Origin of the sequence: Microbacterium kyungheense, assembly GCF_006783905.1 — a bacterium.
Taxonomy (GTDB): Bacteria; Actinomycetota; Actinomycetes; order Actinomycetales; family Microbacteriaceae; genus Microbacterium; species Microbacterium kyungheense.
Genome location: NZ_VFPE01000002.1, coordinates 304320 through 329125, shown reverse-complemented (window position 1 = coordinate 329125; position 24806 = coordinate 304320). Strand labels below are relative to the sequence as shown.

The window sequence follows — 24806 nt, the reverse complement described above, 5'->3', positions numbered from 1 at the left end:
GCCGGTTCCGGATCAGGCTCGCAGGAGTCCGCGCAGCGTCTGGATGGTGTCGGCGTCCTCGGGGCGCTTGTCGGGACGGTAGCCCTTGACGCGCGCGAACCGCAGCGCGACGCCGCCGGGGTACCGCGCGGACCGCTGGACGCCGTCGATCGCGATCTCGACCACGGTCACAGGGCGCACGTGCAAGGCGTACGCCGAACGATGGGTCTCGATCGTCGGGAAGTGCTCGGTCTGCCAGCGCAGGGTCGCATCGGTGAGGCCCTTGAACGTCTTGCCCACCATGACGAAGCCGCCGGGCTCCCCGAACTCGCCGGCGGGGTCCAGCGCTCCGAGGTGCAGGTTCGAGAGCTGGCCGGTACGCCGCCCCGACCCCGGCTCGACCGCCAGCACCACGAGGTCGTAGGTGAGGACCGGCTTGACCTTCAGCCAGCTCTTGCCGCGCCGCCCGGCCGCGTAGGGCGCGTCGATAGCCTTGACCATGACGCCCTCGTGGCCCGCGGCGAGCGCCTCGCGCGAGAACTCCTCCGCCCGCACGGGGTCGTCGGTCACGATGCCGGGCATGCGCGCGTCGCCGGCGACGCGCGAGAGCGCCTCCAGCCGCGCAGACAGCGGCTCGTCGATGAGGTCGCGTCCGTCGAGATGGAGGATGTCGAAGAACCACGGGCGCAGCACCGCGGCCGCCTCGGTCTCGGAGCCGAACCGCGCCATGGTGTCCTGGAAGGGCCGGGGGCCGCCGTCCTCGTCGAGCGTGAGCGTCTCGCCGTCCAGGATCACGCGCTCGGCAGGCAGCGCGCGCACGGCCTCGACGATCTCGGGAACGCGGTGGGTGATCTCGGCGAGGCTGCGCGTGTAGACGTGCACATCGTCGCCGTCGCGATGAACCTGGATGCGGGCGCCGTCGAGCTTGTACTCGACGGATGCCGCGACCGGCCGCCCGTCGGCGGCGAAGCCCGTCAGCGCGTCGGTTGCGCTGCCGGCCGTCGCGGCGAGCATCGGCATCACGGGTCGGCCGACCTGGAGGCCCACCGCGTCGAGCTCTTCGGTGGTGCCCGTCAGCGCCAGTCGTGCGGTCTCGCCGACGTCGCCCGAGAGCATGGCCGCGCGGCGGACGGCGGCCGGCGCGCGCTCGGCGGCCTTCGCGACCGCGTCGAGCAGGACCCCCTCGAGCGCGCCCGTCCGCAGCTCCCCCAGGATGATGCGCACCACGAGGTCCCACTCCTCCGACGTCGCCAGGGCGGCGAGCGAGCGCAGCTCTGCGGAGCGCGTCGCGACGGAGCCGGGTCCGTCGGCCCCCGCGAGGCGGTCCAATGCCGCATCGACCTCGAGGATCGTCAGCGACGGATCATCGGCGTGCGGCAGGTCGAGGTTCGCGACGCTGCGCCAGCCCACGCCCAGCCTCCCCTGCCGCGGCGAGGCGAGCAGGAACCCGATCGCGGGCGCGACCTCGTCGGCGTCGAGTCGGCGCAGCACATCGGCGAGCACGGCGACCTTGGCCAGACGCGACGACGTCGCCGCGACGGCATCCGTCGCCGTCACGAGTTCCTGCAGCAGCATGAGGGGATTCTCGCACCGGTCGCCGACACGCCTACAGTGCGGCGGCGGCAGCGGCAATGAAGGACAGGTAGGCGTCCACGGTGTCGTCGGCCACGATCGCACGCAGCACGACCTCGTCGACGACGTCGCGATACGCCGCGAGACCGTCGGCGACCTCATGGGGTCTCAGCACGGTGTCGACGGCGGCGATCCCCAGCCGTTCGAAGTTGGCCGCGTACGCCGGGTAGCCGGCATACCGGTCTGCCTCGGCATCCAATCGCGCGATCGCCGCGGGGTCGGTCGCGGCGCGCACGTACAGTGCGACATGCGCGTCCGGCGCGAGGTCGTGGGCCTCGTGCGCCTGCGACCGGGCGGCCTGCGGCGTGAGCCAGCTCAGCAGCACGCCGTCGGACGCCGTCACCGCGAGCCGCCGCATCCTCGGGCCGAGGGCGCCGACGACGATGCGAGCCTGCGACTGCACCTCCAGCGCGGCCGCCGCTTCTTTCACGCGCGCGAGGGCCCCCGCCGCTCGCGCGCCCGATCCGATGCCCAGCACCAGCCGGTCCTGCGGGAGCCCGTGTTGCGCGACCCGGTCGAGGATCTCGTCGGTGCTGCGCCGATCGACCGGCAGCACCCCGGTGGCGAGCACCAGGCGGTCCGTCACGCGCGCGGCGGCCGCGAGCACGCCCAGCGCGTCCGCGCCCGGGGTGTCGTTGACCCACAGTGCATGAAAGCCCGCCCGCTCCACCTCGGGCGCGAGGCGTGCGGCGACGTCGGCGCCGGCTGCGGCGGCGATGCCGATCGAGACGACGGCGCTCATGCGCCCGCCGTGATCCGCGCGACCTCGCCGGCCGCGGCGTAGAACTCGGCGATGTCGCCCCGCGACGCCGGCAGCAGCACGACGTCGTCGACGCCCGCGTCGAAGAAGCGCCGGGCGCCTGCGGCGACCTGCGCGGGATCCCCCCACAGTGCGCGCTCCGCCGGGTCGGGCTTGTCGCCCACGTCCGCGATGGCGCGCGCTTCGGCGTCCGCGCCGAACGCGGTGACCACATAGGCGACGACATCGTGGTCGTCGCCCCGGCCGGCCTGGGCACGGGCCTCGCGGATCGCGGCGATCGCGCTCCGGTACTCCGCCGCGGTGTGACCGCTGTCGAGCACCGTGCCATCGGCCACCTCGCCGCTCACACGCAGCGTCTTGGGGCCCTCGGCCGCCGCGTACACCCGCGGCGGCGTCGACGGCGGGTAGTCCAGCTGCACCGCGTCGAGCGTGACATAGCGGCCCGCCGTCGTCACCCGCTCACCGGCGACCAGGCCGCGCAGCGCGGGGACGTACTCGCGCATCAGGGTCAGCGGCGAGGCGACGCGCGCCCCGGCCTGCCCCATCCAGTCGAGGACGCCGTGCCCCACGCCCGGTAGGAGGCGACCGGGGAAGAGCCGTTCGATCGTCGCGATCTCCATCGCCGTCGCGGCGACGTTGCGCAGCGGCATCGGCGCGATGCCGACCCCGATGCGCAGCGCCTGCGTCCAGGCGAGAGCGGCACCCACCGTCGCGAACGCCGACTGCCGGAAGCAGTCCTCCCAGATCCACAGCTCGGGCACACCGGCCCGCTCCGCCGCGATCACGGCGTCATGGAACTCGTCCGGCGTATGGGTGTACGGGTTGAAGATCGCACCGATGCGGCTCATGGTCCCACTCTGGCAGGACCCGCCGACACCCGCGATGCGGACATCGCGGGTGCCGGACGCGGATCAGGCCGCGGTCGCGAACGGCGCGGCGGCGAGCACGGTCAGCGCGCCGGCGGCGGCATCCACCGTCACCGTGCCGCCGTCCACCAGCGCACCCGTCACGAACAGGTCCGCGATGCGGTCGTCGACCTCGCGCTGGATCAGGCGGCGCAGCGGCCGGGCGCCGTACTCGGGCTCGTAGCCGTTGTCGGCCAGCCATGCCACGGCCTCGTCGGTGACGACCAGCCCGACGTCCCGCTTGGCGAGCCGGGCATCGGATGCCGCCAGCAGCAGTCGCACGATGCTCTGCAGCTGCGGCTTCTCGAGCTTGCGGAACAGCACGATCTCGTCGATGCGGTTGAGGAACTCCGGCCGCATCGCCTCGCGCAGCTTCGCGAACACGCGGTCGCGCAGGTCCTTCTCCGAGCCGAAGCCGGTCGATCCCCCGCCGTCGGCGAGGAAGCCGATGGCGCCGCCGCGCGAGGCGAGGAACTCCGACCCGAGGTTCGAGGTCATCACGACGACCGTGTTGCGGAAGTCGACCGTGCGACCCTGGCCGTCGGTCAGACGCCCGTCGTCCAGCACCTGCAGCAGCAGGTTGAACACGTCCGGGTGCGCCTTCTCGATCTCGTCGAACAGCACGATCGAGTACGGGTTGCGCCGCACGCGCTCGGTGAGCTGGCCGGCCTCGTCGTAGCCGACGTATCCGGGAGGGGCCCCGACGAGGCGCGACACCGTGTGGCGCTCGCCGAACTCGCTCATGTCGAAGCGGATCACGGCGCCCTCGTCGTCGAACAGCGACGCCGCGAGGGCCTTCGCGAGCTCGGTCTTGCCGACACCGGTGGGTCCGAGGAAGAGGAACGACCCGACGGGACGACGTGCGTCGCCCATTCCGGTGCGGTTGCGGCGCACGGCCTTGGCCACAGCGGTCACCGCGTCGTCCTGGCCGATCACGCGATCGTGCAGCTCGTCCTCCAGCGAGGCGAGGCGCTCGCGCTCCGTCTCGGTGAGCCGGTTGACCGGGATGCCGGTGGCCCGGCTGATCACGGCCGCGATCTCAGGCTCGTCGACGATCGCGGCGGTGGTCGTCGCGGCACCGGAGGCGGTCGCCCGCTCCAGTCGCTCCTGCACCTCGGCGATCTGGTCCCGGATCTGCGAGGCCTCTTCGTAGTGCTCCGCCGAGACGGCGGCGTTCTTGTCGGCCTCGAGGGTCGCCAGACGCTCGACGAGCGCACTCACGTCGACCTTGGCGCCCAGGCGCAGCCGCAGGCGCGCACCGGCCTGGTCGATGAGGTCGATCGCCTTGTCGGGCAGCACGCGCTCGGTGAGGTACCGGTCGCTCAGCTCCACGGCGGCGCGCAGCGCCTCGTCGGTGTAGACGATGCCGTGGTGCTCCTCGTACGCGGGCTTGAGCCCCCGCAGGATGAGGACGGCGTCCTCGATCGAGGGCTCGCCGACGCGCACCGGCTGGAAGCGGCGCTCCAGCGCCGGGTCCTTCTCGATGACGCGGTACTCCTTGAGCGTCGTCGCGCCCACGAGGTGCAGCTCGCCACGCGCGAGGCGCGGCTTGAGGATGTTGCCGGCGTCCATGCCGCCGTCACCCGCACCACCCGCGCCCACCACGGTGTGCACCTCGTCGATGAAGACGATGAGCTCACCCTTGCGGGCCGAGATCTCGTCCATCGTCTTGGTGAGGCGCTCCTCGAAGTCGCCGCGGTACCGGGTGCCCGCCAGCATCGCCGGCAGATCGAGCGCGACGACGCGCTTGCCGATCAGCTGCTCGGGCACGTCGCCGGCGATGATCGCCTGGGCCAGACCCTCGACGATCGCCGTCTTGCCGACGCCGGCCTCGCCCACCAGCACCGGGTTGTTCTTGGTGCGGCGGCTCAGGATCTCGATCGTCTGCTCGATCTCGTCGGCGCGTCCGATCACGGGGTCCAGCTCACCGGATGCCGCGCGAGCGGTCAGGTCGGTGCCGTAGGTGTCGAGCATCGGAGAAGCGGATGCCGCGACATCCCCCTCTTCGTCCCGCGCGGTCGTCCCGGACGGCGCGACCGTCTCGCGGGCGCCCTGCGTGAGCGCCTCGGCGGTCACCCCGGCGCGTGCCAGCACCTGGCCGGCGGGCGTGTCCTGCGCGAGGACGAGGGCGAAGAACAGGTGCTCGGGGTCGACGTAGGTCGAGCCGGACGAGCGCGCGACCTGGAAGGAGTGGAACAGAGCACGCTGCACCGAGGGCGTGATCACCGCGCCGTCGACGTCGGCGGCACCGGATGCCGCAGGCAGGCGCTCCTCGGTGGCGCGGACGATCGCGTCGGGGTCGGCGCCGATGCCGCGGATCGCCTCGCGGGCGGGCTCCTCCGCGGCGAGGATGCGCAGCACGTGCAGCGCGTCGAGCTCGAGCTGACCGCGGTCGAGCGCGTACTTGCCGGCGCGCTGCAGCAGCTCCTGCGTCCGCGCCCCGAGGAACCGGCTGAGGTCGATCGAACGCTCCGCGCGGGCGCGCTCGCCGGCGAGGTAGCGCGCCAGGAAGTCGTCGAACGCGCTGCCGTCACCGGGCTGGGAGTTGAAGTCTTCGGGCATTCCGTCTCTCCTGAAACTTGAGTGGACAGGCATCAAGTTTCGAACTTGACACATGCGATGTCAAGTTCAACAGGAGGAGCTCACAGGTATTCCCCCGCCCGCGAAACAGTCCGTCACGCGCGCATGTCGGCACCGCGGCGTAGCGTCGCAGACGGAGGGGATCCGACAGCGACGAGAGGGACAACCATGGACTGGAAGATCGAGCTCATCTTCGTGCCGGTCAACGATGTCGATCGCGCAAAGGAGTTCTACGAGCGCATCGGCTGGCACGTCGACCACGACCAGAGACCGTTCGAGGGCCTGCGCTTCGTGCAGGTGACGCCGCCTGGGTCCGCCTGCTCGATCGCGTTCGGCACGGGCCTCGGGATCGACCTCGCGCCCGGCCAGCAGAAGACGGTGCAGCTCGTGGTCGGCGACGCCGACGAGGCTCTGGCGCATCTGAAGAGCGTCGATGTCGACGCCCGCGGCGTCGACGAGCAGGCGTGGGGCCGCTTCGTGCAGTTCGACGACCCCGACGGCAACAGCTGGACGCTGCAGCAGCTGCCGCCGCGCTGAGCGTCGGCCTCAGTCGCGCCCGCCGGGCGGGCCGATGAGCAGCAGCACAGCGAACAGGGCGATCACGGCGAGGGCGATGAGCGCCCCGAGCACCCACGGACGACGCAGGAACCACCGCATCAGGCGGTCGTGCCAGCGGCCGTCACGGGGGTCGTCCGTCGCGTCGAGACGCCACGCACCCGCGAGGCGGCCGGTGCGCTGCAGCCACAGCTCGGCGGGGATCGTGGCGTAGGGCACGACGGCACTCACGAGGGCGACGATCGTGGGGACGGCCCGCCAGCGGTTGTTGAGGGCGACGAGGAGCACGGTGGCGCCGTACGACAGGAAGATGAAGCCGTGGATGCCGCCGCCGATGGTGACGCCGAGCGCCCAGTCGGTCGTCGCCCGGATGATCAGGCCGGCGATGAGGAGCGTCCACGAGATCGCCTCGGCGATCGCGAGCGCACGGAAGAGGGTGTGAGGATTGCGGAACACACCTTCAGCCTAACTGAAACAGCTTCAGGCTTTCTGAAGGTCCGCCGAGCGCGGGAGTCAGCCGTGGTCGAGACCGAACGGCTCCTCATGCAGCCCCTTGAGCGCGGCTGCCAGCGCCGGCGCACCCGACGCGAGCCCCTCGTCGAGCGCCGCGAGCCGCTGCTCAGCGGCGCGCAGCATGTCTCCGCCGCGCTCGGTGACGCGCAGGTCGGACGCCGCTCCCGCGTGCGCGGTCGCGTCGGCGACGAGACCGTCGGCGACGAGCGACTGCACCGCCGTGTGCGCGGACTGTACGGTGATCTGCGAGCGCCGCGCGAGCTCGCTGAACGAGATCCCGGGCGTCGAGCGGATGTGCGCGAGCAGCCCGTACTTGCGCGTCGTCAGGCCGAGGTCGCGCAACTGCGCGCCGAGGTGCGCATCCCAGACGCTCGCGACGGTGAGGAGCGAGATGACGGGACTGAAGGGACGCTCGGACGACACGCGCTTCATGCTAGCCCCGCTACCGTGGGACGGTGACGTTCCCGCTCGACGACCTGCGCCGGTGGCCCGACGTCGAGGCGCCCGGTCTCGTCGCGGTGGATGCCGCCGACCGGCTGATCCTCGACGAATCCGCTGCCGCCCGCACGGGCCTTCCCGCGGGGCGCCTCGTCGTGGTCGGCGACGCCTATGGTGCGCTCGCCCTCGGGGCGGCATCCGGCGGCGCCCGCGGCATCCGCGTGCACCAGGATGCGCTCACCGGTGAGCGCGCGCTGCATGCCAACGCCGAACGCCTCGGGCTGGCGGACGCCGTGGCGTCGCTGCCGCTGGACGCGGCGCTCGCGCAGGGTGCCCAGGTGGTGCTGCTGCGGCTCCCCCGCGCGTTGGACGCGCTGCGCGACATCGCGGGACTGATCGCCGCGCACGCGGCGCCGGAGGTCGTCGTCTACGCCGGCGGGCGTCTCAAGCACATGACCGTCGCCATGAACGACGTGCTCGGCGCGCACTTCACGCGCGTGGACGTCAGTCATGCGCGGCAGAAGTCTCGCGTGCTCATCGCCCGAGGCCCGGTCGCCGGGCGCGACCCGGCGCCGGCGCGCGAGAGCCACGGTGACCTCGTGGTGTGCGCGTACGGCGGTGCGTTCGCCGGCGCGGCCGTCGACATCGGCACCCGGTTCCTGCTCGACCACCTGCCCGCCACAGTCCCGTCGGACGGCACCGTCGTCGATCTGGCGTGCGGCACCGGGGTCATCGCGACGACGCTGGCTCTGCGGCATCCCTCGCTCCGGATCGTCGCGTGCGACCAGTCGGCGGCCGCCGTCGCCTCGGCACGCGCGACGACGGAGGCCAACGGCGTCGGCGACCGCGTCGAGGTGCTGCGCGACGACATGCTGGGAACGCAGGCCGACGGCTCGGCCGCCTTCATCGCGCTGAATCCGCCGTTCCACTCCGGCGCCGCGGTGCACGAGGGCATCGCGCCACGCATGTTCGCCGATGCCGCGCGCGCGCTGCGCCCCGGCGGCGAGCTGTGGGTCGTGTGGAATTCGGCGCTGCGCTACCGGCCGGCGTTGGAGCGGATCGTCGGGCCGACCCGCCAGATCGCCCGCAACGCGAAGTTCACGATCACCGCGTCGACGCGCCGCTGACGCGCCAGAACGGGCGTGTCCCCGATGACCGGGGGGCCGACGCGAGATGCCGGCTCCCCCGGTAGCCACAAGCTCGGGACTCGCGGCCGGGGCCGCCGGACCGGGGCTCCGGCATATCCCCGACTGAGAGACGCGCAACCCGCGCAGTTATTACGCGGGATCGCCCGATTCTCACGCGAACCTCACGTGGCGCTCGTCGATCTCAGCCCACGGGGATCACATTGCGCTGCGCGAGGTCGCCGAGCCACCCCAGGCTCGGCTTCGGCGTGCGGGCGAACGTCTCGTGGTCGACGGCGATCAGGCCGAACGTGGGACGGAAGGACCCCCACTCGTAGTTGTCGAGCAGCGACCAGTGCAGGTATCCGCGCACGTCGCAGCCGTCGGCCATCGCCGCGGCCATGCCCGCCAGCGCGCCGGTCGTGTAGTCGATGCGGCGGGAGTCGTCGGAGGTGGCCATGCCGTTCTCGGTGACGAGCATCGGGATGCCGCCGGTGACCTCGCGGGTGTGCCGGAGCGCGTGGCCCAGCGCCTCGGGGTAGTACTCCCACCCGGTCAGCGTGCGCTCGGTGCCCTCGGGCCACGGCTGCGGCCCGTACCCCAGCTCGTCGTCGGTCGGCCCGATGATGGTGCGCAGGTAGGACTGCACGCCGATGAAGTCGTCGTTCCGCGACTGCTCGAGGAAGAAGTCCTCGCGCCAGTACTGCCATTCGTCGCGCTGCTCCTCCCACCCGGGCACGGCCTGGAACACCTGGTTCGCCACGGTCCACCCCGATCGGATGCCGCCCACGCCGCGCAGCACCTCGGTCGAGGCGTGGTGCGCCTCGGCGATCGCCCGCGCCACGAACGGGGACGGGCCGGGGAAGTTGACGCCGTTCTCGGTGTCGATGCGCGCCTCGGTCTGGTTCACCATCATGTTCGGCTCGTTGATCGTGACGACGAGGTCCACGTCGTCGAGGATCGTGGCCGCGATCTCTGTGAAGCGCCGGAACCGGTCCGTGCTCTGCTCGGCGTACCAGCCGCCGGAGTGATCCCACCACCGCGGGAAGGTGAAGTGGTGCAGCGTCACGATCGGCTGCACGCCGTGGTCGCGGCACGTGTCGATCATGCGCCGGTAGTGCGCGAGCTGCGCACGCGAGACCACACCCTCCTCGGGTTCGATGCGCGACCACTCCAGCGAGAACCGGTACGCGGTGAGACCGGCCTCCGCCAGCAGCGCGATGTCTTCGGGGTACCGGTGGTACGAGTCGCACGCGTCACCCGACGGCTCCGGGATCTCGGTGCCGGGGGCGTACTCGTTCTCCCAGTGCCCGGTGTTGACGTTGCCGCCCTCGATCTGGTGACCGGCGGTGGCCGCTCCCCAGATGAACCCCTCGGGTGCGGCGATGACACTGCTCATGAATGCGGATTTCCTTTCGTAGGGACGGATGTCGCGGGATCCCGGGTCACTTGATCCCGGTCAGGGCGATCCCCTGGATGAAGTGGCGCTGCATGGCGATGAAGAGGATGAGCACCGGGACGACGATGAGGAAGGACCCCGCCATCTGGAGCCCGTAGTCGGACCCGTGGCCGCCGGCCTCGGCCGAGAACAGCGCCAGCGACACCGGGAGGGTGTACATCGAGTCGTCCTGCGAGATGATCAGCGGCCACAGGAAGCCGTTCCACGACCCCATGAAGGTGAAGATCGCGAGCGTCGCCAACGGCGCCTTGCACAGGGGCAGCACGATCTGGAAGAACGTGCGGAACTCCCCCGCGCCGTCGATCCGCGCCGCGTCCAGCAGCGAATCGGGGATCTCGAGCATGAACTGCCGCATGAGGAAGACGCCGAACGCGCCCACCATTCCCGGCAGGATCAGCCCCCAGTAGGTGTTGACCATCCCCAGGTTCGCGACGAGCACGAACTGCGGGATCAGGGTGACGATGCCGGGAACGAACAGCGTCGACAGCACGACGACGATGATCACGTTCTTGCCGGGGAAGGTCATCTTCGCCAGCGCCCAGCCCACCATCGACGAGAACAGCAGGGTCGTGGCGACGGTGACCGCCGCCAGGAACACCGAGTTGAAGAACGGGCGTGCGATGTCGAACTCGAACAGCCACGCACGGAAGTTCTCGAGGGTGGGATGCTGCGGCCACCAGGTGACCGGGCGCGCCATGATCTCGGCCTTCGTCTTGAAGGCGCCGAGCACCATCCAGACGAACGGCAGCACGGTGGCCGCGAGGCCGACGGAGAGCACGATCAGCACCGCGAGGTCGCCCCAGCGGACGGGCTTGCGCGGCGGGCGGGGCTGCGGGGGCTCGGTCGCCGCGACGGCGACCGTCTCGAGGGTGGTGGTCATGTCAGGTCCTCTGGCGGAAGAAGCGGAACTGGATGAGCGCGAGGATGCCGACGAGTGCGAACAGCACGTAGGCTCCGGCGGCGCCGACCGAGTAGTTGCCGTACTTGAACTGGTTGTAGACCTGCAGCGCGATCGAGGTGGTCGACTCCAGCGGCCCGCCGTTGGTCATGACGAAGGGCTCGTCGAAGAACTGCATGTAGCCGGTCGTCACGAGGATCGTGTTCAGCAGGATGGTCGGCATCATCATGGGGATCGTGACGCGGAAGAACTTCTGGACGGCGTTCGCACCGTCGATCGAGGCGGCTTCGTTCACGTCCGCGGGGATGCCCTGAAGCCCCGCGAGGAAGATCACCATCGAGGCGCCGATGTTGCGCCACACGGCCATGATCGTGATCGCGAGGAGGGCCGTGTTCGGATCGCTGAGCCAGTTCGGCCCCGCGATGCCGAGCCACCCGAGGATCGTGTTGATGACCCCCGTGTTCTGGTACATGATGCGCCACACGACCGCGACGGCCACGATCGTCGTGATGACGGGCGTGTAGTAGCCCACGCGGAAGAAGGTCGCCACCTTGCGGCTCACGGAGTTGAGGAGCACCGCCAGCACCAGCGCGAGGAACAGCGTGGCCGGCACGCCGACCACGACGAACATCAGCGTGTTGAACAGTGCGCGCTGGAACGACGGGTCCGTCAGGACCGTGACGAAGTTCTCGAACCCGACGAAGTTGACGTTGAACGGGTTGCGGATGTCGCGCGCCCGCAGGTCGGTGAACGACATCGCCAGCGAGCTGACGAGCGGGATCAGACCGAAGACCCCGAACGTGAGGACGAACGGCGCGACGAAGACCCACGCGATGAGGGCCGAACGGCGCCGCTGCGCGGCCAGGGAAGAGACCTTCCCCGGCCGCGCCTGCACGGATGTCACCACCCGAAGCCGATCTTGTCGGCCTCGGCCTGGATCTGCTTCGCCGCATCGGTGCCCGAGATCTCGCCGCGCGCGACCTGCTCCGAGTACTTGCTGATGAGGTCGGAGATCTGCGACCATGCCGGATAGTTGGGCGTCGCGACCGTGTTCTCCAGCTGCTCGGTGAGCGTCTTGGTCACGGGGTTGTCCTGGATCGGCGCGTACTGGCCTGCCGCGACGTTCGCCGGGAGCTCGCCCTGCAGGTCGTACCATGCCTCCTGCTGGTCCTGCTCGCCCAGCCACGACAGCAGCGACCAGGCTGCGGACTTGTTGTCGGATGCGGAGAAGACGCCGAGGTTGCCGCCGCCGATGTACTGGTCGTTGTTGCCGCCGGGACCCGTCGGCGACACGGTGTAGCCGACGGAGTCCATGGTGAAGCCCTCCGGCGCGGTGCCCCCGTCGATCTCGTCCTGGTAGATGTCGAGCATCCAGGGACCCGAGATGAACATCGGCGTGCCGCCGTTCTCGAACGTGGCATCGGTGTCGCCCAGTGGTGCCTCGCCGCGCTGGAAGTAGCCGCCGTAGTAGTCGAGCGCCTCGACGAACTCCGGGGTGTCGATCGTCCATGCGTCGCCGTCGGTCATCTGCCCGCCCGCCTGAGCGTCGAACGGCACGATGACCTGCGCCGGCTGCTCGGTCGGCTTGGGAAGGCTGAGCCCGAACGTTCCGCCCGGGCGCGAGGCGAACGCGGCGGCCATCGCCTCGGTCTCTTCCCACGTGGTCGGCGCCGAGAGCCCGAGCTCGGTCGCGATGTCCTTGCGGTAGAAGAGGAACCGGGTCTCGACGTACCACGGCATCGCGTAGAGGCCGTCCTCGCCCGTCGCCGAGTCGACGGCGGCAGGATAGAAGTCGTCGGCGTCGTACACCCCGTCGGGCACCGGGTCGAAGCCGCCCATGCCGATGACGGTCGCCGTCTGGTCGGCCCCGGTCATGATGATGTCCGGCCCCTTGCCGGCCGCCGTCGCCGTCTGCGCCTTCGTGATGACCTGGTCCCACGGGACGTCGGTGACCTTGATGGTGGCATCCGGGTTCGCCTTCAGCCAGTCCTTCGTGAGCTTCTCCAGGTTGTCGGCGTGCCCGCCCGCCGTCCAGATCTCGACGGTGCCCGAGGCTTCGCCTTCTTCTGCCGGGGCGGCCGATGATCCCTCGGCGGCGCCGTCCGCGCTGCGACCGCAACCGGACAGGACCAGGACGGCGCCGAGCGCCATCGCCGTGATCGCCGTGAATCGCATCCGTTGCATGCTCACTCCCTTGTGTGATTTCGATACGAAAGCTCGAAATTTCGTGCCTCAGGGTGAGACTATAGAGCGAAAGTCCGGCGCGAGTCCAGCAGAAGCCGCGAAATGGTCCAGCGATCGTTACCGATAACCGCTAGCATTTTCCGAAAGTTGATCCGGAGGAACCATGGCAGTGCAGCTCGCCCAGATCGCGACCGAAGCAGGCGTGTCCATCCCGACGGTGTCGAAGGTGCTCAATTCGCGCCCCGACGTGTCGCGCGCGACGCGCGACCGCGTGGCCGCCGTGCTGGAGCGCCACGGCTACGAGATCCGGATGCGGCCGCGCATGGCGACGGGCTTTCTCGACATGCGGGTGGTCAATCTCGACCAGGCGTGGTCCGAAGCTGTCGTGCGGGGCGCCGCCGAGGGCGCCAAGGGCCACGGCAAAGACCTCGTCCTGGCCGTGGAGCCGGACCCTGAGGACTGCGACGACTGGGTCATGCACGCGCTGGAGCGGGGGTCCGACGGCGTCCTGAGCGTGGTCGCAGTCCCCAGCGCCGAGGCGCGGCAGCAGCTCGCGGAGGCCGGCGTCCCGCTCGTCGTCGTCGATCCCCTGCACCGGACGCCCGAGGGCGCCTACTCCATCGCCGCGACGAACTTCCAGGGCGCCTTCGATGCCGCGGAACACCTGCTCCAGCTCGGTCACCGGCGCATCGCGACGATCACCGGCCCCCTCGATCAGGACAACGGGATCGCGCGCCTGGCGGGCTTTCAGGCGGCGATGCAGCAGGCGGGTGTTCCGGTCGACGACGACCTGGTGATCCGCACGACGTACGGGATCGACCAGGGCTACGACGCGACCCGGCTCCTCCTCACGCGCGAAGAGCGGCCGACGGCGATCTTCGCGGCGAGCGACGACAGCGCGCTCGGCGCGATCCGTGCTCTCCGCGAGCACGATCTGCGCATCCCGGACGACATGTCGATCGTCGGCTTCGACGACCTCCCGCACTCGTCGTGGATCGATCCGCCGCTCACGACGATCCGCCAGCCGCTCGCGCAGATGGGCAGCGCGGCGATCGACGTGATCGTCCGCGTCCGTGCCGGCCAGCACCCCGCCGCGCGCACCGAGCTGTCGACGACCCTCGTGGTGCGTTCCTCGACCGCGCCGCTGCACTCCTGACGCCGCTGCGCGTCATAACGGAAGAGGGATGCCGCGAGCGCGGCATCCCTCATCTCAGCGTCGTTCAGGCGGTGGGCTCAGAAGTCCCAGTCCTCGTCCTCGGTGGCTTCGGCCTTGCCGATCACGTACGACGAGCCCGAGCCCGAGAAGAAGTCGTGGTTCTCGTCGGCGTTCGGCGACAGGGCCGAGAGGATCGCAGGGTTCACGTCGGTGACCGTCGCGGGGAACATCGCCTCGTAGCCCAGGTTCATGAGGGCCTTGTTGGCGTTGTAGTGCAGGAACTTCTTGACGTCCTCGGTCAGGCCGACGCCGTCGTAGAGGTCCTGCGTGTACTGCACCTCGTTGTCGTAGAGCTCGTAGAGCAGCGAGAACGTGTAGTCCTTGATCTCGTCGCGCTTGGCCTGACCGATCGTCTCGAGTCCGCGCTGGAACTTGTAGCCGATGTAGTAGCCGTGCACGGCCTCGTCGCGGATGATGAGGCGGATGAGGTCGGCCGTGTTCGTCAGCTTCGCCCGCGACGACCAGTGCATCGGCAGGTAGAAGCCGGAGTAGAACAGGAACGACTCCAGCAGGGTCGAGGCGACCTTGCGCTTGAGGGGCTCGTCGCCGCGGTAGTACTCCATGACGATCTGAGCCTTCTTCTGAAGGTTCGGGTTCTCGACCGACCAGCGGAACGCCTCGTCGATCTCTTTCGTCGAGCACAGCGTCGAGAAGATCGACGAGTACGACTTGGCGTGCACCGACTCCATGAACGCGATGTTCGTGTACACCGCCTCTTCGTGCGGCGTGATCGCATCCGGGATGAGCGACACCGCGCCCACCGTTCCCTGGATCGTGTCGAGCAGGGTGAGGCCCGTGAACACGCGCATCGTCAGAGTCTGCTCTTCGGGGGTCAGCGTGTTCCACGACTGGATGTCGTTCGACAGCGGCACCTTCTCGGGCAGCCAGAAGTTGTTCACGAGGCGGTTCCACACCTCGAGGTCCTTGTCGTCCTGGATGCGGTTCCAGTTGATCGCCTGGACGTGGTCCAGGAGCTGAAGCTTCTCGCTCATCGTTCCTTCTCGGAGAATCCGGTCAGTCCGTCACAGGGTGCAGGAGACGCACTCGGTCATGTCGGTGCCCTCCAGCGCCATCTGACGGAGGCGGATGTAGTAGATCGTCTTGATGCCCTTGCGCCAGGCGTAGATCTGAGCCTTGTTGATGTCGCGCGTGGTGGCGGTGTCCTTGAAGAACAGCGTCAGCGACAGGCCCTGGTCGACGTGCTGGGTGGCGGCGGCGTACGTGTCGATGACCTTCTCGTAGCCGATCTCGTACGCGTCCTGGTAGTACTCCAGGTTGTCGTTCGTCATGAACGCCGCCGGGTAGTAGACGCGACCGAGCTTGCCTTCCTTGCGGATCTCGATCTTCGCCGCGATCGGGTGGATCGACGACGTCGAGTTGTTGATGTACGAGATCGAGCCGGTCGGCGGCACCGCCTGCAGGTTCTGGTTGTAGATGCCGTGCTGCTGGATCGAGGCCTTCAGCGCGCGCCAGTCATCCTGCGTGGGGATGTGGTGGCCAGCAAACATCTCCTTGACCTTCTCGGTCGCGGGCACCCACTCCTGCTCGATGTACTTGTCGAAGAACTCCCCCGACGCGTACGTCGAGTCGGCGAACCCGTCGAAGGTCTCGCCCCGCTCGATCGCGATCTTGTTCGAGGCCGTGAGGGCGTGGAACAGCACCGAGTAGAAGTAGATGTTCGTGAAGTCGACGCCCTCTTCCGAGCCGTAGTACACGTGCTCGCGCGCCAGGTACCCATGCAGGTTCATCTGCCCCAGGCCGATCGCGTGCGACCGGTCGTTGCCGTCCTCGATGGAGCGCACCGAGCGGATGTGGCTCTGGTCGCTCACCGCCGTGAGGGCGCGGATGCTGGTGTCCACGGTGCGGGCGAGGTCGCCGCCGTCCATCGCCAGGGCGATGTTGAGCGAGCCCAGGTTGCACGAGATGTCCTTGCCGATCTGGTTGTACGACAGGTCCTCGTTGAAGGTGGTGGGCGTGTTGACCTGCAGGATCTCGGAGCACAGGTTGGACATGTTGATCCGGCCCTTGATCGGGTTGGCTTTGTTCACCGTGTCCTCGAACATGATGTACGGGTAGCCCGACTCGAACTGGATCTCGGCGAGCGTCTGGAAGAACTCGCGCGCGTTGATCTTCGTCTTCTTGATGCGCGGGTCGTCCACCATCTCGCGGTACTTCTCGGTGACCGAGATGTCGCCGAACGGCACGCCGTAGACGCGCTCGACGTCGTACGGCGAGAAGAGGTACATGTCCTCGCCGTTCTTGGCGAGCTCGAACGTGATGTCGGGCACGACGACGCCGAGCGAGAGCGTCTTGATGCGGATCTTCTCGTCGGCGTTCTCGCGCTTGGTGTCGAGGAACCGCATGATGTCGGGGTGGTGCGCGTTGAGGTACACCGCGCCCGCGCCCTGGCGCGCGCCGAGCTGGTTGGCGTACGAGAAGGAGTCTTCGAGCAGCTTCATCACGGGGATGATGCCGCTGGACTGGTTCTCGATCTGCTTGATCGGCGCACCCGACTCACGGATGTTCGACAGCAGCAGCGCGACGCCGCCGCCGCGCTTGGACAGCTGCAGCGCGGAGTTGATGCCGCGGGCGATCGACTCCATGTTGTCTTCGATGCGCAGCAGGAAGCACGAGACGAGCTCTCCGCGCTGCGCCTTGCCGGCGTTGAGGAACGTCGGGGTCGCGGGCTGGAAACGGCCCGAGATGATCTCTTCGACGAGGGCGGTGGCGAGCTTCTCGTCACCGTCGGCCAGCGCGAGGGCGGTCATCACGACGCGGTCCTCGAAGCGCTCGAGGTAGCGCTTGCCGTCGAAGGTCTTGAGCGTGTAGCTCGTGTAGTACTTGAACGCGCCGAGGAAGGTCTCGAAGCGGAACTTCTTGGAGTACGCGAGGTCGTTGAGCTTCTGGATGTACTCGAACGAGTACTTGTCGAGCACCGCGCCCTCGTAGTACTCCTTCTCGACGAGGTAGTCCAGACGCTCCTTGAGCGAGTGGAAGAACACGGTGTTCTGGTTCACGTGCTGCAGGAAGTACTCCCGCGCCGCGCGCTTGTCGGCGTCGAACTGGATCTGGCCGTTCGCGTCGTACAGGTTGAGCATCGCGTTGAGGGCGTGATAGTCCATGCCCTCGAAGCGTGCCTCCGTCTTGAAGTCCATCTGCGTCAGAGTTCCCACCATCGTTCCAATCCCGCGCTCACGCGTTCCACATCTTCAGGCGTGCCGAATACCTCTAGCCGGTACAAGTGCGGCACGTGGCACTTGCGGCTGATGATGTCGCCGGCGATGCAGAAGTGCTCGCCGAAGTTGGTGTTCCCTGCGGAGATCACTCCGCGGATGAGGCTGCGGTTTCGCTCGTCGTTGAGGAACCGGATGACCTGCTTGGGAACGGCGCCCTTCTCGACACCCCGCCCCTGGCCTCCGCCATAGGTGGGTGTCACGAGGACGTACGGCTCGTCGACCATGAGCGCCGGATCCGTCGAATGCAGCGGAATCCGGACCGCCCGTGCGCCGAGCTTCTCGATGAAACGCGCGGTGTTGCCCGACACGCTCGAGAAGTAGACCAGCAGCGGTGCGCTCGTCGCGACGCGCTGCGCCACGAGAGCAGACATGATGTCAGCTCAGACGCGCGGCGAGCTCGTCGATCTTGTCGGGACGGAAGCCCGACCAGTGGTCCTCATCGGTGATGACGACCGGCGCCTGGAGGTAGCCCAGCGCCTTGACCTGCTCGAGGGCCGTGGGGTCCTCCGAAAGGTCGTGGACTTCGTACTCGATGCCCTTCGAGTCGAGGGCACGGTAAGTCGCCGTGCACTGCACGCACGCGGGCTTGGTGTAGACCGTGATCGCCATGTCGATTCTGCTCCCGTCGTTCCTTCTCCGGCAGTCCCCCCGCCGGGAGACCAATACTACATATGGGTACCGACATCCGTAAGCACCACAAGGGCTAGTAGTTACATCGGTGTGATTTTCCACCGTTCTCCCCATGTACAACACAGGTTCTCCACGGATTCATCCACAGCCCGGAGGCTCTCGAAAAGGCCGTGATCACAGGGGTTTCGGGAGCCCCGGCCGCATCCCTCCACAGCCGCGACGGTAGCCGCGGGGTCCGACATCGGATTCGGCTGTGGAGAACGTCCCCGGCGTGTCGCGCACCCCGTCGGCGTGTCGCCGCCCCACGGCGGTGGCGTAACGTTGTCTGGTGGCCGGCTACGGGGATCTTCTGCGCACTCCCGGCGTCCTGCGCATGATCTCGTCGCAGCTGGTCGCGCGCTTCCCCAACGGGATGATCAGCCTCGTCATCCTCCTGCACATCGAGGGGATCACCGGCTCGTACGGCGCGGCCGGCGTCGTGCTCGCGGCGGTGTCCATCGGGCAGGCGATCGCCGGCCCCGTGACGAGCCGCTGGATGGGCCGCTGGGGCATGCGACGGGTCCTGACGCTCACGACGCTCGTGTCGGCGGCATCCCTCCTCGGCATCGCGTTCCTCGTCGCGCCGGTGCCGATGTACGTCGTACTGGGGTTCATCGCGGGCATGTCGACGCCGCCGATCGTGTCGGCCGTGCGCACCATCTATCCCAAGCTCGTCAACTCGAAGCAGCTGACCGGCCTGTACTCGCTCGACGCCTCGCTGCAGGAGATCATCTGGATCCTGGCGCCCGTGCTCATCACGTTCGTCGCGACCCAGGCGGGGACGGTCGTGGGCCTCGTGCTGGTCGTCGTGATCCTGCTGTCGGGCTGCGCGTGGTTCATCCTCTCGCCCGAGGTCGGGCGCGTGCGCATCCCCCGCAGCAAGCGGTCGCTCGGCAAGGTGCTCGCGCGCCCGCCGATCCTGCTCGCCACGGTCATCGGGTTCCTGCTCATCGGCTCGTTCTCGGCGGTCGAGGCCGCCGTCGTGGCGACGTTCTCGCACGGCGGCGTCGAGGCGGGGGTCGTGCTCGCGGTGTTCTCGGTCGGCAGCCTCGCCGGCGGCCTCGCGTTCGGGCACCTGCCGATGGGGCGGTGGGCGATGGTGCGACGCCTCTCCGTGGTGGCGTTCGGTCTCGCGCTCACGACCCTGTGGGTGAACGTGTGGTGGATCGGCGCGACGCTGTTCGTGGCGGGCATCGGCATCGCGCCGGCTCTCGGCGTGCTCTCGGCCATGACGACGGCCAGCGTGAAGTTCAGCGACACCGCCGAGGCGTTCGGCTGGGTGGGCACCGGACAGCTCATCGGCGCCGCGGTGGGCTCCGCGGTGGCCGGATTCCTCATCGACGGTCCCGGCGGCGTCACCGCGGCATACACCGCAGCGGCCGCCTTCTGCACGCTGGCCCTGGTAGTCGCACTCGTGTTCGTGCGGCACCAGCCCGACCTGCGCGAGCGTGGCGCGAGCCCGATCCCCGACACCGAGCCGGTCCAGACGATCGGGTGACGTGCGGTCGTCTCACGCGAGGCGACGGAGCAGCTCCAGCACGGCGAGGGCGTAGGCGTCGGCGGGCTCGGGATGCTCGAACACCTTGCGGTCGCCGGCCACGACGATCTCGACCTCGTGAGTGTCGGGCAGGCGCCGCAGCGTGCGGAACGCGCCGCGCAGCAGCTCCCGCAGCTGATGCTCGTGCGGCAGCCACAGCGCGTCCTCGAGCGCGACGGAGTCGAGCGCCCACTCCGTGGTGCCGTTGAAGGCGAGGATGCGGCCGGTCGGGTATTCGCGCGGCTCGATGGTCATCTCGCTGACCGTGAAGACGTCGGCCTCGAATTCCGGTTCGTCGAGCTGGAAGCGGTCTCCCGAGCTCGGGTGCCACACCAGTCCCGCGTCGCGCAGGGCCATCGCCAGTTCCGTCGAGATCACGCCAACCTCCGCTTCCATCCTGCCGTGCGCACGGGGTGGGCGGGGCCGCGCTCCTAGGCTGATCGCATGCCTACGCCTCTCACCCTCCCCCGGCTGTCGTGGGGCTCAGCCGCCTCCGAGCGTCGTGCGCTCCTCGTTCACGGCCTCGGCTCGACCGGGGCGCTGATGTGGCGCTACGGGGTCGCCCTCGCCGACGCCGGGTGGCACGCCGACGCGGTCGACCTGCGCGGTCACGGCGCGGCGCCCCGCGCGCTGGATTACACGCTCGCGGCGTACGCCGCCGACGTGGCGGACGCCCGGCCCGCGGGCGGCGGGCCGTGGGACCTCGTGATCGCCCACTCGCTCGGCGGCGCCGCGGCCATCGCGGCCGCCGCCGACGATCCCACGTGGACGCGGCGGCTGGTGCTCGTCGACCCGGCGATCGCGCTGCAGGCGGACGACCGCGCGAGCATCGGCGCCGGGCTCATGGCGGCGTTCGCCGACCCGACGCAGGACGCGGTGCGCCGCGCGCATCCGCACTGGCACGAACAGGACGTCGAACTCAAGGCCCGCGCGTCGCAGGTGAGCAGCCGCTGGGCGGTCGAGCAGACGACGGTGCAGAACCCGCAATGGGATGTGACGGATGCCGCACTGCGCGTGTCGGTCCCGGTCGATGTCATCGCCGCGGGCGTCGGGTCGATCTTCCGCGGCACGCCGGCCGAGTCCGCGGTGGCCGGCAACCCCAGCTTCCGCCGCACGGTCGTCGTCGAGGGAGCCGGGCACTCCCCGCATCGCGACGACCCGGAGGCGACGATCGCGGCGCTGCACGCCGTGCTCGGGTGACCTCCTCCTCGCCTGAGCCGCCGGGCGGGGGAAGAATGGCGGGGTGACGTCCTTCGATCCGACACAGCTCCTTCCCGACGACCTGCTCGAGCGGCTCCGCGCGCGGGCGGCCGTGCACGACCGCGAGAACACGTTCCCCGACGACGACCTCGCCGACCTGAAGGCGGCCGGGTATCTCGCGATCCTCGTGCCGGAGGAGCTCGGCGGTGCGGGACTGGGCCTGGCCGAGGCATCCCGCCTGCAGCAGCGCCTCGCGGGTGCCGCGCCCGCGACCGCGCTCGCGATCAACATGCATCTGGTGTGGACCGGCGTGGCCAAGGTGCTGGCCGATCGCGGCAGCGACGCGCTGCGCTTCGTGCAGGAGGGGGCGGCCGCGGGAGAGGTGTTCGCGTTCGGCATCAGCGAAGCGGGCAACGACCTCGTGCTGTTCGGCAGCGGGACCGATGCCACACCGCTTCCCGACGGCGGGTACTCGTTCACTGGCACGAAGATCTTCACGTCGCTCTCGCCGGTGTGGACGCAGCTGGGCCTGCACGGACTCGACACGTCCTCGGACGACGCGCCGCGCATGGTCTATGCGTTCGTGCCGCGGTCGGAGGTCCAGACCGGCCGTGTGGTCGTGCGGGACGACTGGGACACCCTCGGCATGCGCGCCACGCAGTCGCGCACCACTGTGCTGCGCGACGCGGTCGCGCCCGCCGACCGGGTCGTGCGGCGTCTCGCGCCCGGACCCAATCCCGATCCGCTCGTGTTCGGGATCTTCAGCGTGTTCGAGCTGCTGCTGGCCTCGGTGTACACCGGCATCGCCCGACGGGCGCTCGAGCTCGCCGTGGCGACAGCCGCCAAGCGCACGTCCAAGCGCACCGGCAAGGCCTACAGCCAGGACCCCGACATCCGGTGGCGCATCGCCGACATGGCGCTCGCGTACGACGCGCTGCCGCCGCAGCTCGAGGCGCTCTCGCGCGACGTCGACGACATCGCCGACCACGGTTCGCAGTGGTTCGCGCTGCTCGCGGGCGTCAAGCACCGTGCCGTCACGGCGGCGAAGGCGATCGTCGACGACGCGGTCCTCGTCGCCGGCGGCTCGTCGTACTTCTCGGGCAACGAGCTCGGCCGCCTCTACCGCGACGTGCTCGCCGGCCTGTTCCACCCGTCCGACCCCGAGTCCGCGCACTCGACGGTCGCGACGGCCTGGCTCGGACCGGTCGAGGACTGAACCGGGGGCCCGACATGACCCGCACGCCGACGCAGTTGCTGAGCCCCGCGGACCAGGAGCGCCGGCGAGCGCTCCGGAGCATGAAGGGCGTCGCGCTCGGCGCGCTGATGTTCATGGCGGCGCTCTTCGCGTTCTCGTTCGCGTTCCAGCAGGAGGTGCCGGCGCTCGCCTACCTGCGTGCGGCGGGCGAGGGCGGGATGGTCGGAGCGCTCGCCGACTGGTTCGCGGTGACGGCGCTGTTCCGGCATCCGCTCGGGATCCCCATCCCGCACACCGCCATCATCCCGAGCCGCAAGGACGAGATCGGCCGGACGCTCGGCGAGTTCGTCGAGACGGAGTTCCTGCGGGGCGACGTGGTGCGCACGAAGCTGGTCGAGACGCCGATCGCGGCACGGCTCGGCGAGTGGCTGCGCACCCCCGCACACGCCGAGCGCGTCGCCGCCGAGGCGTCCGTCATGGCGTCGAGCGTCCTTCAGGCGCTCAGCGACGACGACGTCCGCGACGTCATCGAAGAGCTCGCGCGCGAGCACCTCATCGCTCCGGAATGGGGGCCGCCGCTCGGCGAATGGCTGCAGCGCATCGTCGACGCCGGCGCGCACCGCGGTGCCGTCGACCTCGCCGCCGACAGCATCGCCGCCTGGCTCGCGGCCAACCACCGTGCCTTCACCGGGCTCGTGTCGCGCCGCCTGCCGTCCTGGGTGCCCTCGGTGGCGCACCGGTTCGTCGACGACACGGTCTACAACGAGGCGGTCAAGTTCGTCGGCGCGGTGCAGCGCGACCCGCGGCATCCTGCCCGCATCGCGATCGACGGCTACCTCGAGCGGCTCGCGGCGAACCTCCAGAACGACCCGGCGACGATCGGCCGGTTCGAGGACGCGAAGCTCGCGGTGTTCGACAGCCCGCGCGTGCGCGAGCTCGCCGCCGAGGCCTGGACGACGGCGAAGACGGGCCTGCTGCGCTCGCTCGCCGACTCCGAGAGCGGGCTCCGCCGCCGCGCCGTGACGGCCCTCGCCGAGATCGGCGAGCGGATGACGACGGATGCCGCCCTGCAGCGCCGCGTGGACGAGTGGGTGACCGACGCCGCCGTCTTCCTCGTCGACCGGTACCGGCACGACATCGCGTCGATCATCACCGACACCGTGGAGCGGTGGGACCCCGCCGAGACGACCGAGAAGATCGAGCTCATGGTCGGCCGCGACCTGCAGTACATCCGTCTCAACGGCACGATCGTCGGCGCGCTGGCGGGCGTCGCGATCTTCACCGTGGCCCACGCCCTGCTCGGGTAGCGTTCAGTCGTGGCGCTTCCTCACGATGACCTCTGGCCGCGCGCCGGCGCGTGGCCGCCCGCTGATCCCCTCGCCGACGCGTTGTGGGATGCCGTCCTCCTGGGCGTCCCGGCCCACCGGACCTCGCTGTCGCCGACGGGGGCGCACGCGACGCCCGCGGCGATCCGCGAGGCCCTGCGGCGCTACAGTCCCACGCTGCTCGGACCGCCACCGGTCGACCTCGACGCGGTGCTGCGGATCGCCGACGCGGGCGATGTCGCCGATCCGGACGGACCGGAGGGCGAGGCATCCGTCCGCTCCGCCGTCGCGGCGCTGCGCGAGCGCGCCGACCTCGTGGTCGCACTCGGCGGCGACAACTCGCTGACGTACGGCGTCGCACAGGGCGCGGAGGCCGACGGCCTCATCACGATCGATGCCCACTTCGACCTGCGCGACGGCGTCTCGAACGGCTCCCCGGTGCGGCGCCTGGTCGAAGACGGCCTCGACGGCCGGCGCATCGTGCAGCTGGGCATCGCCGACTTCGCGAACTCGGCGGCCTACGCGCAGCGCGCCGCCGACCTCGGGATCACGGTCGTGACGATGGACGAGGTGCGCCGCCGAGGCGCCACCGAGATCGTCGCCGACGCGCTGGAGATCGCGGGGGCCGGAGGCGGCGCGATCCACCTCGACATCGACGTCGACGTCTGCGACCGCGCGGTGGCGCCCGGATGCCCCGCATCGGTGCCCGGCGGGCTCCAGGCGTGGGAGCTGCGGGCGCTCGTCCGTGCCGCGGCCTCCGACCCGCGTCTGCACAGCGCCGACATCGCCGAAGTGGATGCCACGGCCGACGCCCCGGACGGACGCACGGTGCGCCTCGCGGCGCTGTGCGTGCTGGAGCTGCTCGCGGGGCTCGCCTCCCGCCGGAGCGCGTCGTGATCCGCCTGGCGCTGGTGCGCCACGCCAAGTCCGACTGGGGCGACGCCGCGCTCTCGGACCACGACCGGCCCCTCAACGACCGCGGCATGCGGGACGCGCCCGTGATGGCCGCCCGGCTGGCGGCGACCGGGTTCCGCCCCGACGTGATCCTCGCGAGCACGGCGGTGCGCGCCCGTACGACCGCCGAGGCGTTCGCGGCGGAGCTCGGCGTCGCGGTCTCGCTCGACCCGGAGCTGTACGGCGCGCCGGCAGGCGCACTGCTCGCCGCGGCGGCGGCGACCGGAGCCGCGTCGGTGATGGTCGTCGCCCACGATCCCGGGATGAGCGTCCTGGCGGGGCGGCTCTCGGGCGACGGCATCGGCCACATGCCCACGTGCGCCGTCGCGACCTTCACGTGGACGCAGGACGACTGGGACGTCGCGGCCGCGCTCGACCCGGACGACTGGACCTTCGACACCCCCCGCTGATCCGGTCCCGTCCGTCCGGTCGGGAGGCGGTCTGCTC

24 protein-coding genes are annotated in these 24806 nt (G+C 70.0%); 9 read left to right on the top strand and 15 right to left on the bottom strand.

The genetic code is table 11. The features are described 5' to 3' along the window. Window positions 1–12 precede the first annotated feature (12 nt). The 4 genes from FB391_RS08235 to FB391_RS08220 form a co-directional block, all read right to left on the bottom strand. Complete coding sequence (locus tag FB391_RS08235) at window positions 13–1554, bottom strand: ATP-dependent DNA ligase (RefSeq protein WP_141893963.1); 1542 nt, start codon at window positions 1552–1554, stop codon at window positions 13–15. 31 nt (window positions 1555–1585) lie between these two features. Beyond that, on the bottom strand, window positions 1586–2353 hold the full coding sequence (locus FB391_RS08230) for an LLM class flavin-dependent oxidoreductase (RefSeq protein ID WP_141893962.1): 768 nt from the start codon (window positions 2351–2353) through the stop codon (window positions 1586–1588). Beyond that, the gene (locus FB391_RS08225) at window positions 2350–3219 is read right to left on the bottom strand and encodes an LLM class flavin-dependent oxidoreductase (protein WP_141893961.1); all 870 of its coding nucleotides are present in this window, start codon (window positions 3217–3219) and stop codon (window positions 2350–2352) included. The genes FB391_RS08230 and FB391_RS08225 overlap by 4 nt, the downstream gene beginning before the upstream one ends. A gap of 63 nt (window positions 3220–3282) precedes the next feature. Next, window positions 3283–5838 (bottom strand): ATP-dependent Clp protease ATP-binding subunit, encoded by a 2556-nt coding sequence (locus FB391_RS08220; protein WP_141893960.1) that lies wholly within the window; start codon window positions 5836–5838, stop codon window positions 3283–3285. Window positions 5839–6024: 186 nt separating this feature from the next. Between FB391_RS08220 and FB391_RS08215 the strand changes: the two genes are divergently transcribed. Beyond that, window positions 6025–6393, top strand: a complete 369-nt coding sequence (locus FB391_RS08215; RefSeq protein WP_141893959.1) for a VOC family protein — start codon at window positions 6025–6027, stop codon at window positions 6391–6393. A 9-nt stretch (window positions 6394–6402) separates the two neighbouring features. Here the strand turns inward: FB391_RS08215 and FB391_RS08210 are convergent, their stop codons facing one another. Both FB391_RS08210 and FB391_RS08205 read right to left on the bottom strand, forming a co-directional pair. Next, complete coding sequence (locus tag FB391_RS08210; protein WP_141893958.1) at window positions 6403–6867, bottom strand: DUF3817 domain-containing protein; 465 nt, start codon at window positions 6865–6867, stop codon at window positions 6403–6405. Window positions 6868–6924: 57 nt separating this feature from the next. After that, window positions 6925–7356 (bottom strand): MarR family winged helix-turn-helix transcriptional regulator, encoded by a 432-nt coding sequence (locus FB391_RS08205; RefSeq protein WP_141893957.1) that lies wholly within the window; start codon window positions 7354–7356, stop codon window positions 6925–6927. 23 nt (window positions 7357–7379) lie between these two features. Between FB391_RS08205 and FB391_RS08200 the strand changes: the two genes are divergently transcribed. Continuing rightward, a complete protein-coding gene (locus tag FB391_RS08200; protein ID WP_141893956.1) occupies window positions 7380–8489 on the top strand; it encodes a class I SAM-dependent methyltransferase in 1110 nt (369 codons plus the stop codon). A 202-nt stretch (window positions 8490–8691) separates the two neighbouring features. On the opposite strand, the gene FB391_RS08195 is transcribed toward FB391_RS08200, so the two are convergent. Genes FB391_RS08195 through FB391_RS08180 form a run of 4 tightly spaced genes read right to left on the bottom strand, consistent with a single transcriptional unit; the run spans window position 8692 to window position 13018 of the window. Further along, complete coding sequence (locus tag FB391_RS08195) at window positions 8692–9885, bottom strand: glycoside hydrolase family 1 protein (protein ID WP_141893955.1); 1194 nt, start codon at window positions 9883–9885, stop codon at window positions 8692–8694. Between the two features lie 46 nt (window positions 9886–9931). Then, window positions 9932–10825, bottom strand: coding sequence for a carbohydrate ABC transporter permease (locus FB391_RS08190; protein WP_141893954.1), 894 nt, complete (start codon window positions 10823–10825; stop codon window positions 9932–9934). Window position 10826: 1 nt separating this feature from the next. After that, the gene (locus tag FB391_RS08185; RefSeq protein ID WP_342778184.1) at window positions 10827–11747 is read right to left on the bottom strand and encodes a carbohydrate ABC transporter permease; all 921 of its coding nucleotides are present in this window, start codon (window positions 11745–11747) and stop codon (window positions 10827–10829) included. Continuing rightward, entirely contained in the window at window positions 11744–13018 is a 1275-nt protein-coding gene (locus tag FB391_RS08180; protein WP_185843002.1) for an extracellular solute-binding protein, read from the bottom strand. The genes FB391_RS08185 and FB391_RS08180 overlap by 4 nt, the downstream gene beginning before the upstream one ends. Before the next feature lie 172 nt (window positions 13019–13190). On the opposite strand from FB391_RS08180, the gene FB391_RS08175 reads away from it, so the two are divergent. Continuing rightward, window positions 13191–14183, top strand: a complete 993-nt coding sequence (locus tag FB391_RS08175; RefSeq protein ID WP_141893951.1) for a LacI family DNA-binding transcriptional regulator — start codon at window positions 13191–13193, stop codon at window positions 14181–14183. 77 nt (window positions 14184–14260) lie between these two features. Here FB391_RS08175 and nrdF read toward each other — a convergent pair whose 3' ends face one another. The 4 genes from nrdF to nrdH are packed head-to-tail and all read right to left on the bottom strand — an operon-like array spanning window position 14261 to window position 18088. After that, window positions 14261–15235: a class 1b ribonucleoside-diphosphate reductase subunit beta gene (nrdF, locus tag FB391_RS08170; RefSeq protein ID WP_141893950.1), complete on the bottom strand. Its 975-nt coding sequence runs from the start codon at window positions 15233–15235 to the stop codon at window positions 14261–14263. A gap of 30 nt (window positions 15236–15265) precedes the next feature. Next, entirely contained in the window at window positions 15266–17398 is a 2133-nt protein-coding gene (gene nrdE, locus FB391_RS08165; protein ID WP_141893949.1) for a class 1b ribonucleoside-diphosphate reductase subunit alpha, read from the bottom strand. A 5-nt stretch (window positions 17399–17403) separates the two neighbouring features. After that, on the bottom strand, window positions 17404–17850 hold the full coding sequence (gene nrdI / locus FB391_RS08160) for a class Ib ribonucleoside-diphosphate reductase assembly flavoprotein NrdI (RefSeq protein WP_141893948.1): 447 nt from the start codon (window positions 17848–17850) through the stop codon (window positions 17404–17406). A 4-nt stretch (window positions 17851–17854) separates the two neighbouring features. Then, window positions 17855–18088 carry a glutaredoxin-like protein NrdH gene (gene nrdH, locus FB391_RS08155; protein WP_141893947.1) on the bottom strand — a complete coding sequence of 78 codons (234 nt, stop codon included), beginning with the start codon at window positions 18086–18088 and terminating at the stop codon, window positions 17855–17857. Between the two features lie 349 nt (window positions 18089–18437). Between nrdH and FB391_RS08150 the strand changes: the two genes are divergently transcribed. Then, window positions 18438–19646, top strand: coding sequence for an MFS transporter (locus FB391_RS08150; RefSeq protein ID WP_141893946.1), 1209 nt, complete (start codon window positions 18438–18440; stop codon window positions 19644–19646). Between the two features lie 12 nt (window positions 19647–19658). Here FB391_RS08150 and FB391_RS08145 read toward each other — a convergent pair whose 3' ends face one another. Then, window positions 19659–20063: a pilus assembly protein CpaE gene (locus FB391_RS08145; RefSeq protein ID WP_141893945.1), complete on the bottom strand. Its 405-nt coding sequence runs from the start codon at window positions 20061–20063 to the stop codon at window positions 19659–19661. Between the two features lie 66 nt (window positions 20064–20129). Here FB391_RS08145 and FB391_RS08140 point away from each other — a divergent pair, with 66 nt between their 5' ends. The 5 genes from FB391_RS08140 to FB391_RS08120 are packed head-to-tail and all read left to right on the top strand — an operon-like array spanning window position 20130 to window position 24769. Beyond that, the gene (locus FB391_RS08140; RefSeq protein WP_141893944.1) at window positions 20130–20885 is read left to right on the top strand and encodes an alpha/beta fold hydrolase; all 756 of its coding nucleotides are present in this window, start codon (window positions 20130–20132) and stop codon (window positions 20883–20885) included. Window positions 20886–20928: 43 nt separating this feature from the next. After that, a complete protein-coding gene (locus FB391_RS08135) occupies window positions 20929–22101 on the top strand; it encodes an acyl-CoA dehydrogenase family protein (RefSeq protein ID WP_141893943.1) in 1173 nt (390 codons plus the stop codon). Window positions 22102–22115: 14 nt separating this feature from the next. After that, on the top strand, window positions 22116–23387 hold the full coding sequence (locus FB391_RS08130; RefSeq protein ID WP_141893942.1) for a DUF445 domain-containing protein: 1272 nt from the start codon (window positions 22116–22118) through the stop codon (window positions 23385–23387). Window positions 23388–23396: 9 nt separating this feature from the next. Continuing rightward, window positions 23397–24302 (top strand): agmatinase family protein, encoded by a 906-nt coding sequence (locus FB391_RS08125; RefSeq protein WP_141893941.1) that lies wholly within the window; start codon window positions 23397–23399, stop codon window positions 24300–24302. After that, window positions 24299–24769 carry a SixA phosphatase family protein gene (locus tag FB391_RS08120; RefSeq protein ID WP_141893940.1) on the top strand — a complete coding sequence of 157 codons (471 nt, stop codon included), beginning with the start codon at window positions 24299–24301 and terminating at the stop codon, window positions 24767–24769. Before FB391_RS08125 ends, FB391_RS08120 begins: the two co-directional genes overlap by 4 nt. The last annotated feature ends 37 nt before the right edge of the window (window positions 24770–24806 follow it).

Excerpts from the sequence above, each read along its gene's own strand:
- FB391_RS08235 (WP_141893963.1), bottom strand. The coding sequence starts at position 1,554 with ATGCTGCTGCAGGAACTCGTGACGGCGACGGATGCCGTCGCGGCGACG.
- FB391_RS08230 (WP_141893962.1), bottom strand. The coding sequence starts at position 2,353 with ATGAGCGCCGTCGTCTCGATCGGCATCGCCGCCGCAGCCGGCGCCGAC.
- FB391_RS08225 (WP_141893961.1), bottom strand. The coding sequence starts at position 3,219 with ATGAGCCGCATCGGTGCGATCTTCAACCCGTACACCCATACGCCGGAC.
- FB391_RS08220 (WP_141893960.1), bottom strand. The coding sequence starts at position 5,838 with ATGCCCGAAGACTTCAACTCCCAGCCCGGTGACGGCAGCGCGTTCGAC.
- FB391_RS08215 (WP_141893959.1), top strand. The coding sequence starts at position 6,025 with ATGGACTGGAAGATCGAGCTCATCTTCGTGCCGGTCAACGATGTCGAT.
- FB391_RS08205 (WP_141893957.1), bottom strand. The coding sequence starts at position 7,356 with ATGAAGCGCGTGTCGTCCGAGCGTCCCTTCAGTCCCGTCATCTCGCTC.
- FB391_RS08195 (WP_141893955.1), bottom strand. The coding sequence starts at position 9,885 with ATGAGCAGTGTCATCGCCGCACCCGAGGGGTTCATCTGGGGAGCGGCC.
- FB391_RS08190 (WP_141893954.1), bottom strand. The coding sequence starts at position 10,825 with ATGACCACCACCCTCGAGACGGTCGCCGTCGCGGCGACCGAGCCCCCG.
- FB391_RS08180 (WP_185843002.1), bottom strand. The coding sequence starts at position 13,018 with ATGCGATTCACGGCGATCACGGCGATGGCGCTCGGCGCCGTCCTGGTC.
- FB391_RS08175 (WP_141893951.1), top strand. The coding sequence starts at position 13,191 with ATGGCAGTGCAGCTCGCCCAGATCGCGACCGAAGCAGGCGTGTCCATC.
- nrdF (WP_141893950.1), bottom strand. The coding sequence starts at position 15,235 with ATGAGCGAGAAGCTTCAGCTCCTGGACCACGTCCAGGCGATCAACTGG.
- nrdE (WP_141893949.1), bottom strand. The coding sequence starts at position 17,398 with ATGGACTTCAAGACGGAGGCACGCTTCGAGGGCATGGACTATCACGCC.
- nrdI (WP_141893948.1), bottom strand. The coding sequence starts at position 17,850 with ATGTCTGCTCTCGTGGCGCAGCGCGTCGCGACGAGCGCACCGCTGCTG.
- nrdH (WP_141893947.1), bottom strand. The coding sequence starts at position 18,088 with ATGGCGATCACGGTCTACACCAAGCCCGCGTGCGTGCAGTGCACGGCG.
- FB391_RS08140 (WP_141893944.1), top strand. The coding sequence starts at position 20,130 with ATGCCTACGCCTCTCACCCTCCCCCGGCTGTCGTGGGGCTCAGCCGCC.
- FB391_RS08130 (WP_141893942.1), top strand. The coding sequence starts at position 22,116 with ATGACCCGCACGCCGACGCAGTTGCTGAGCCCCGCGGACCAGGAGCGC.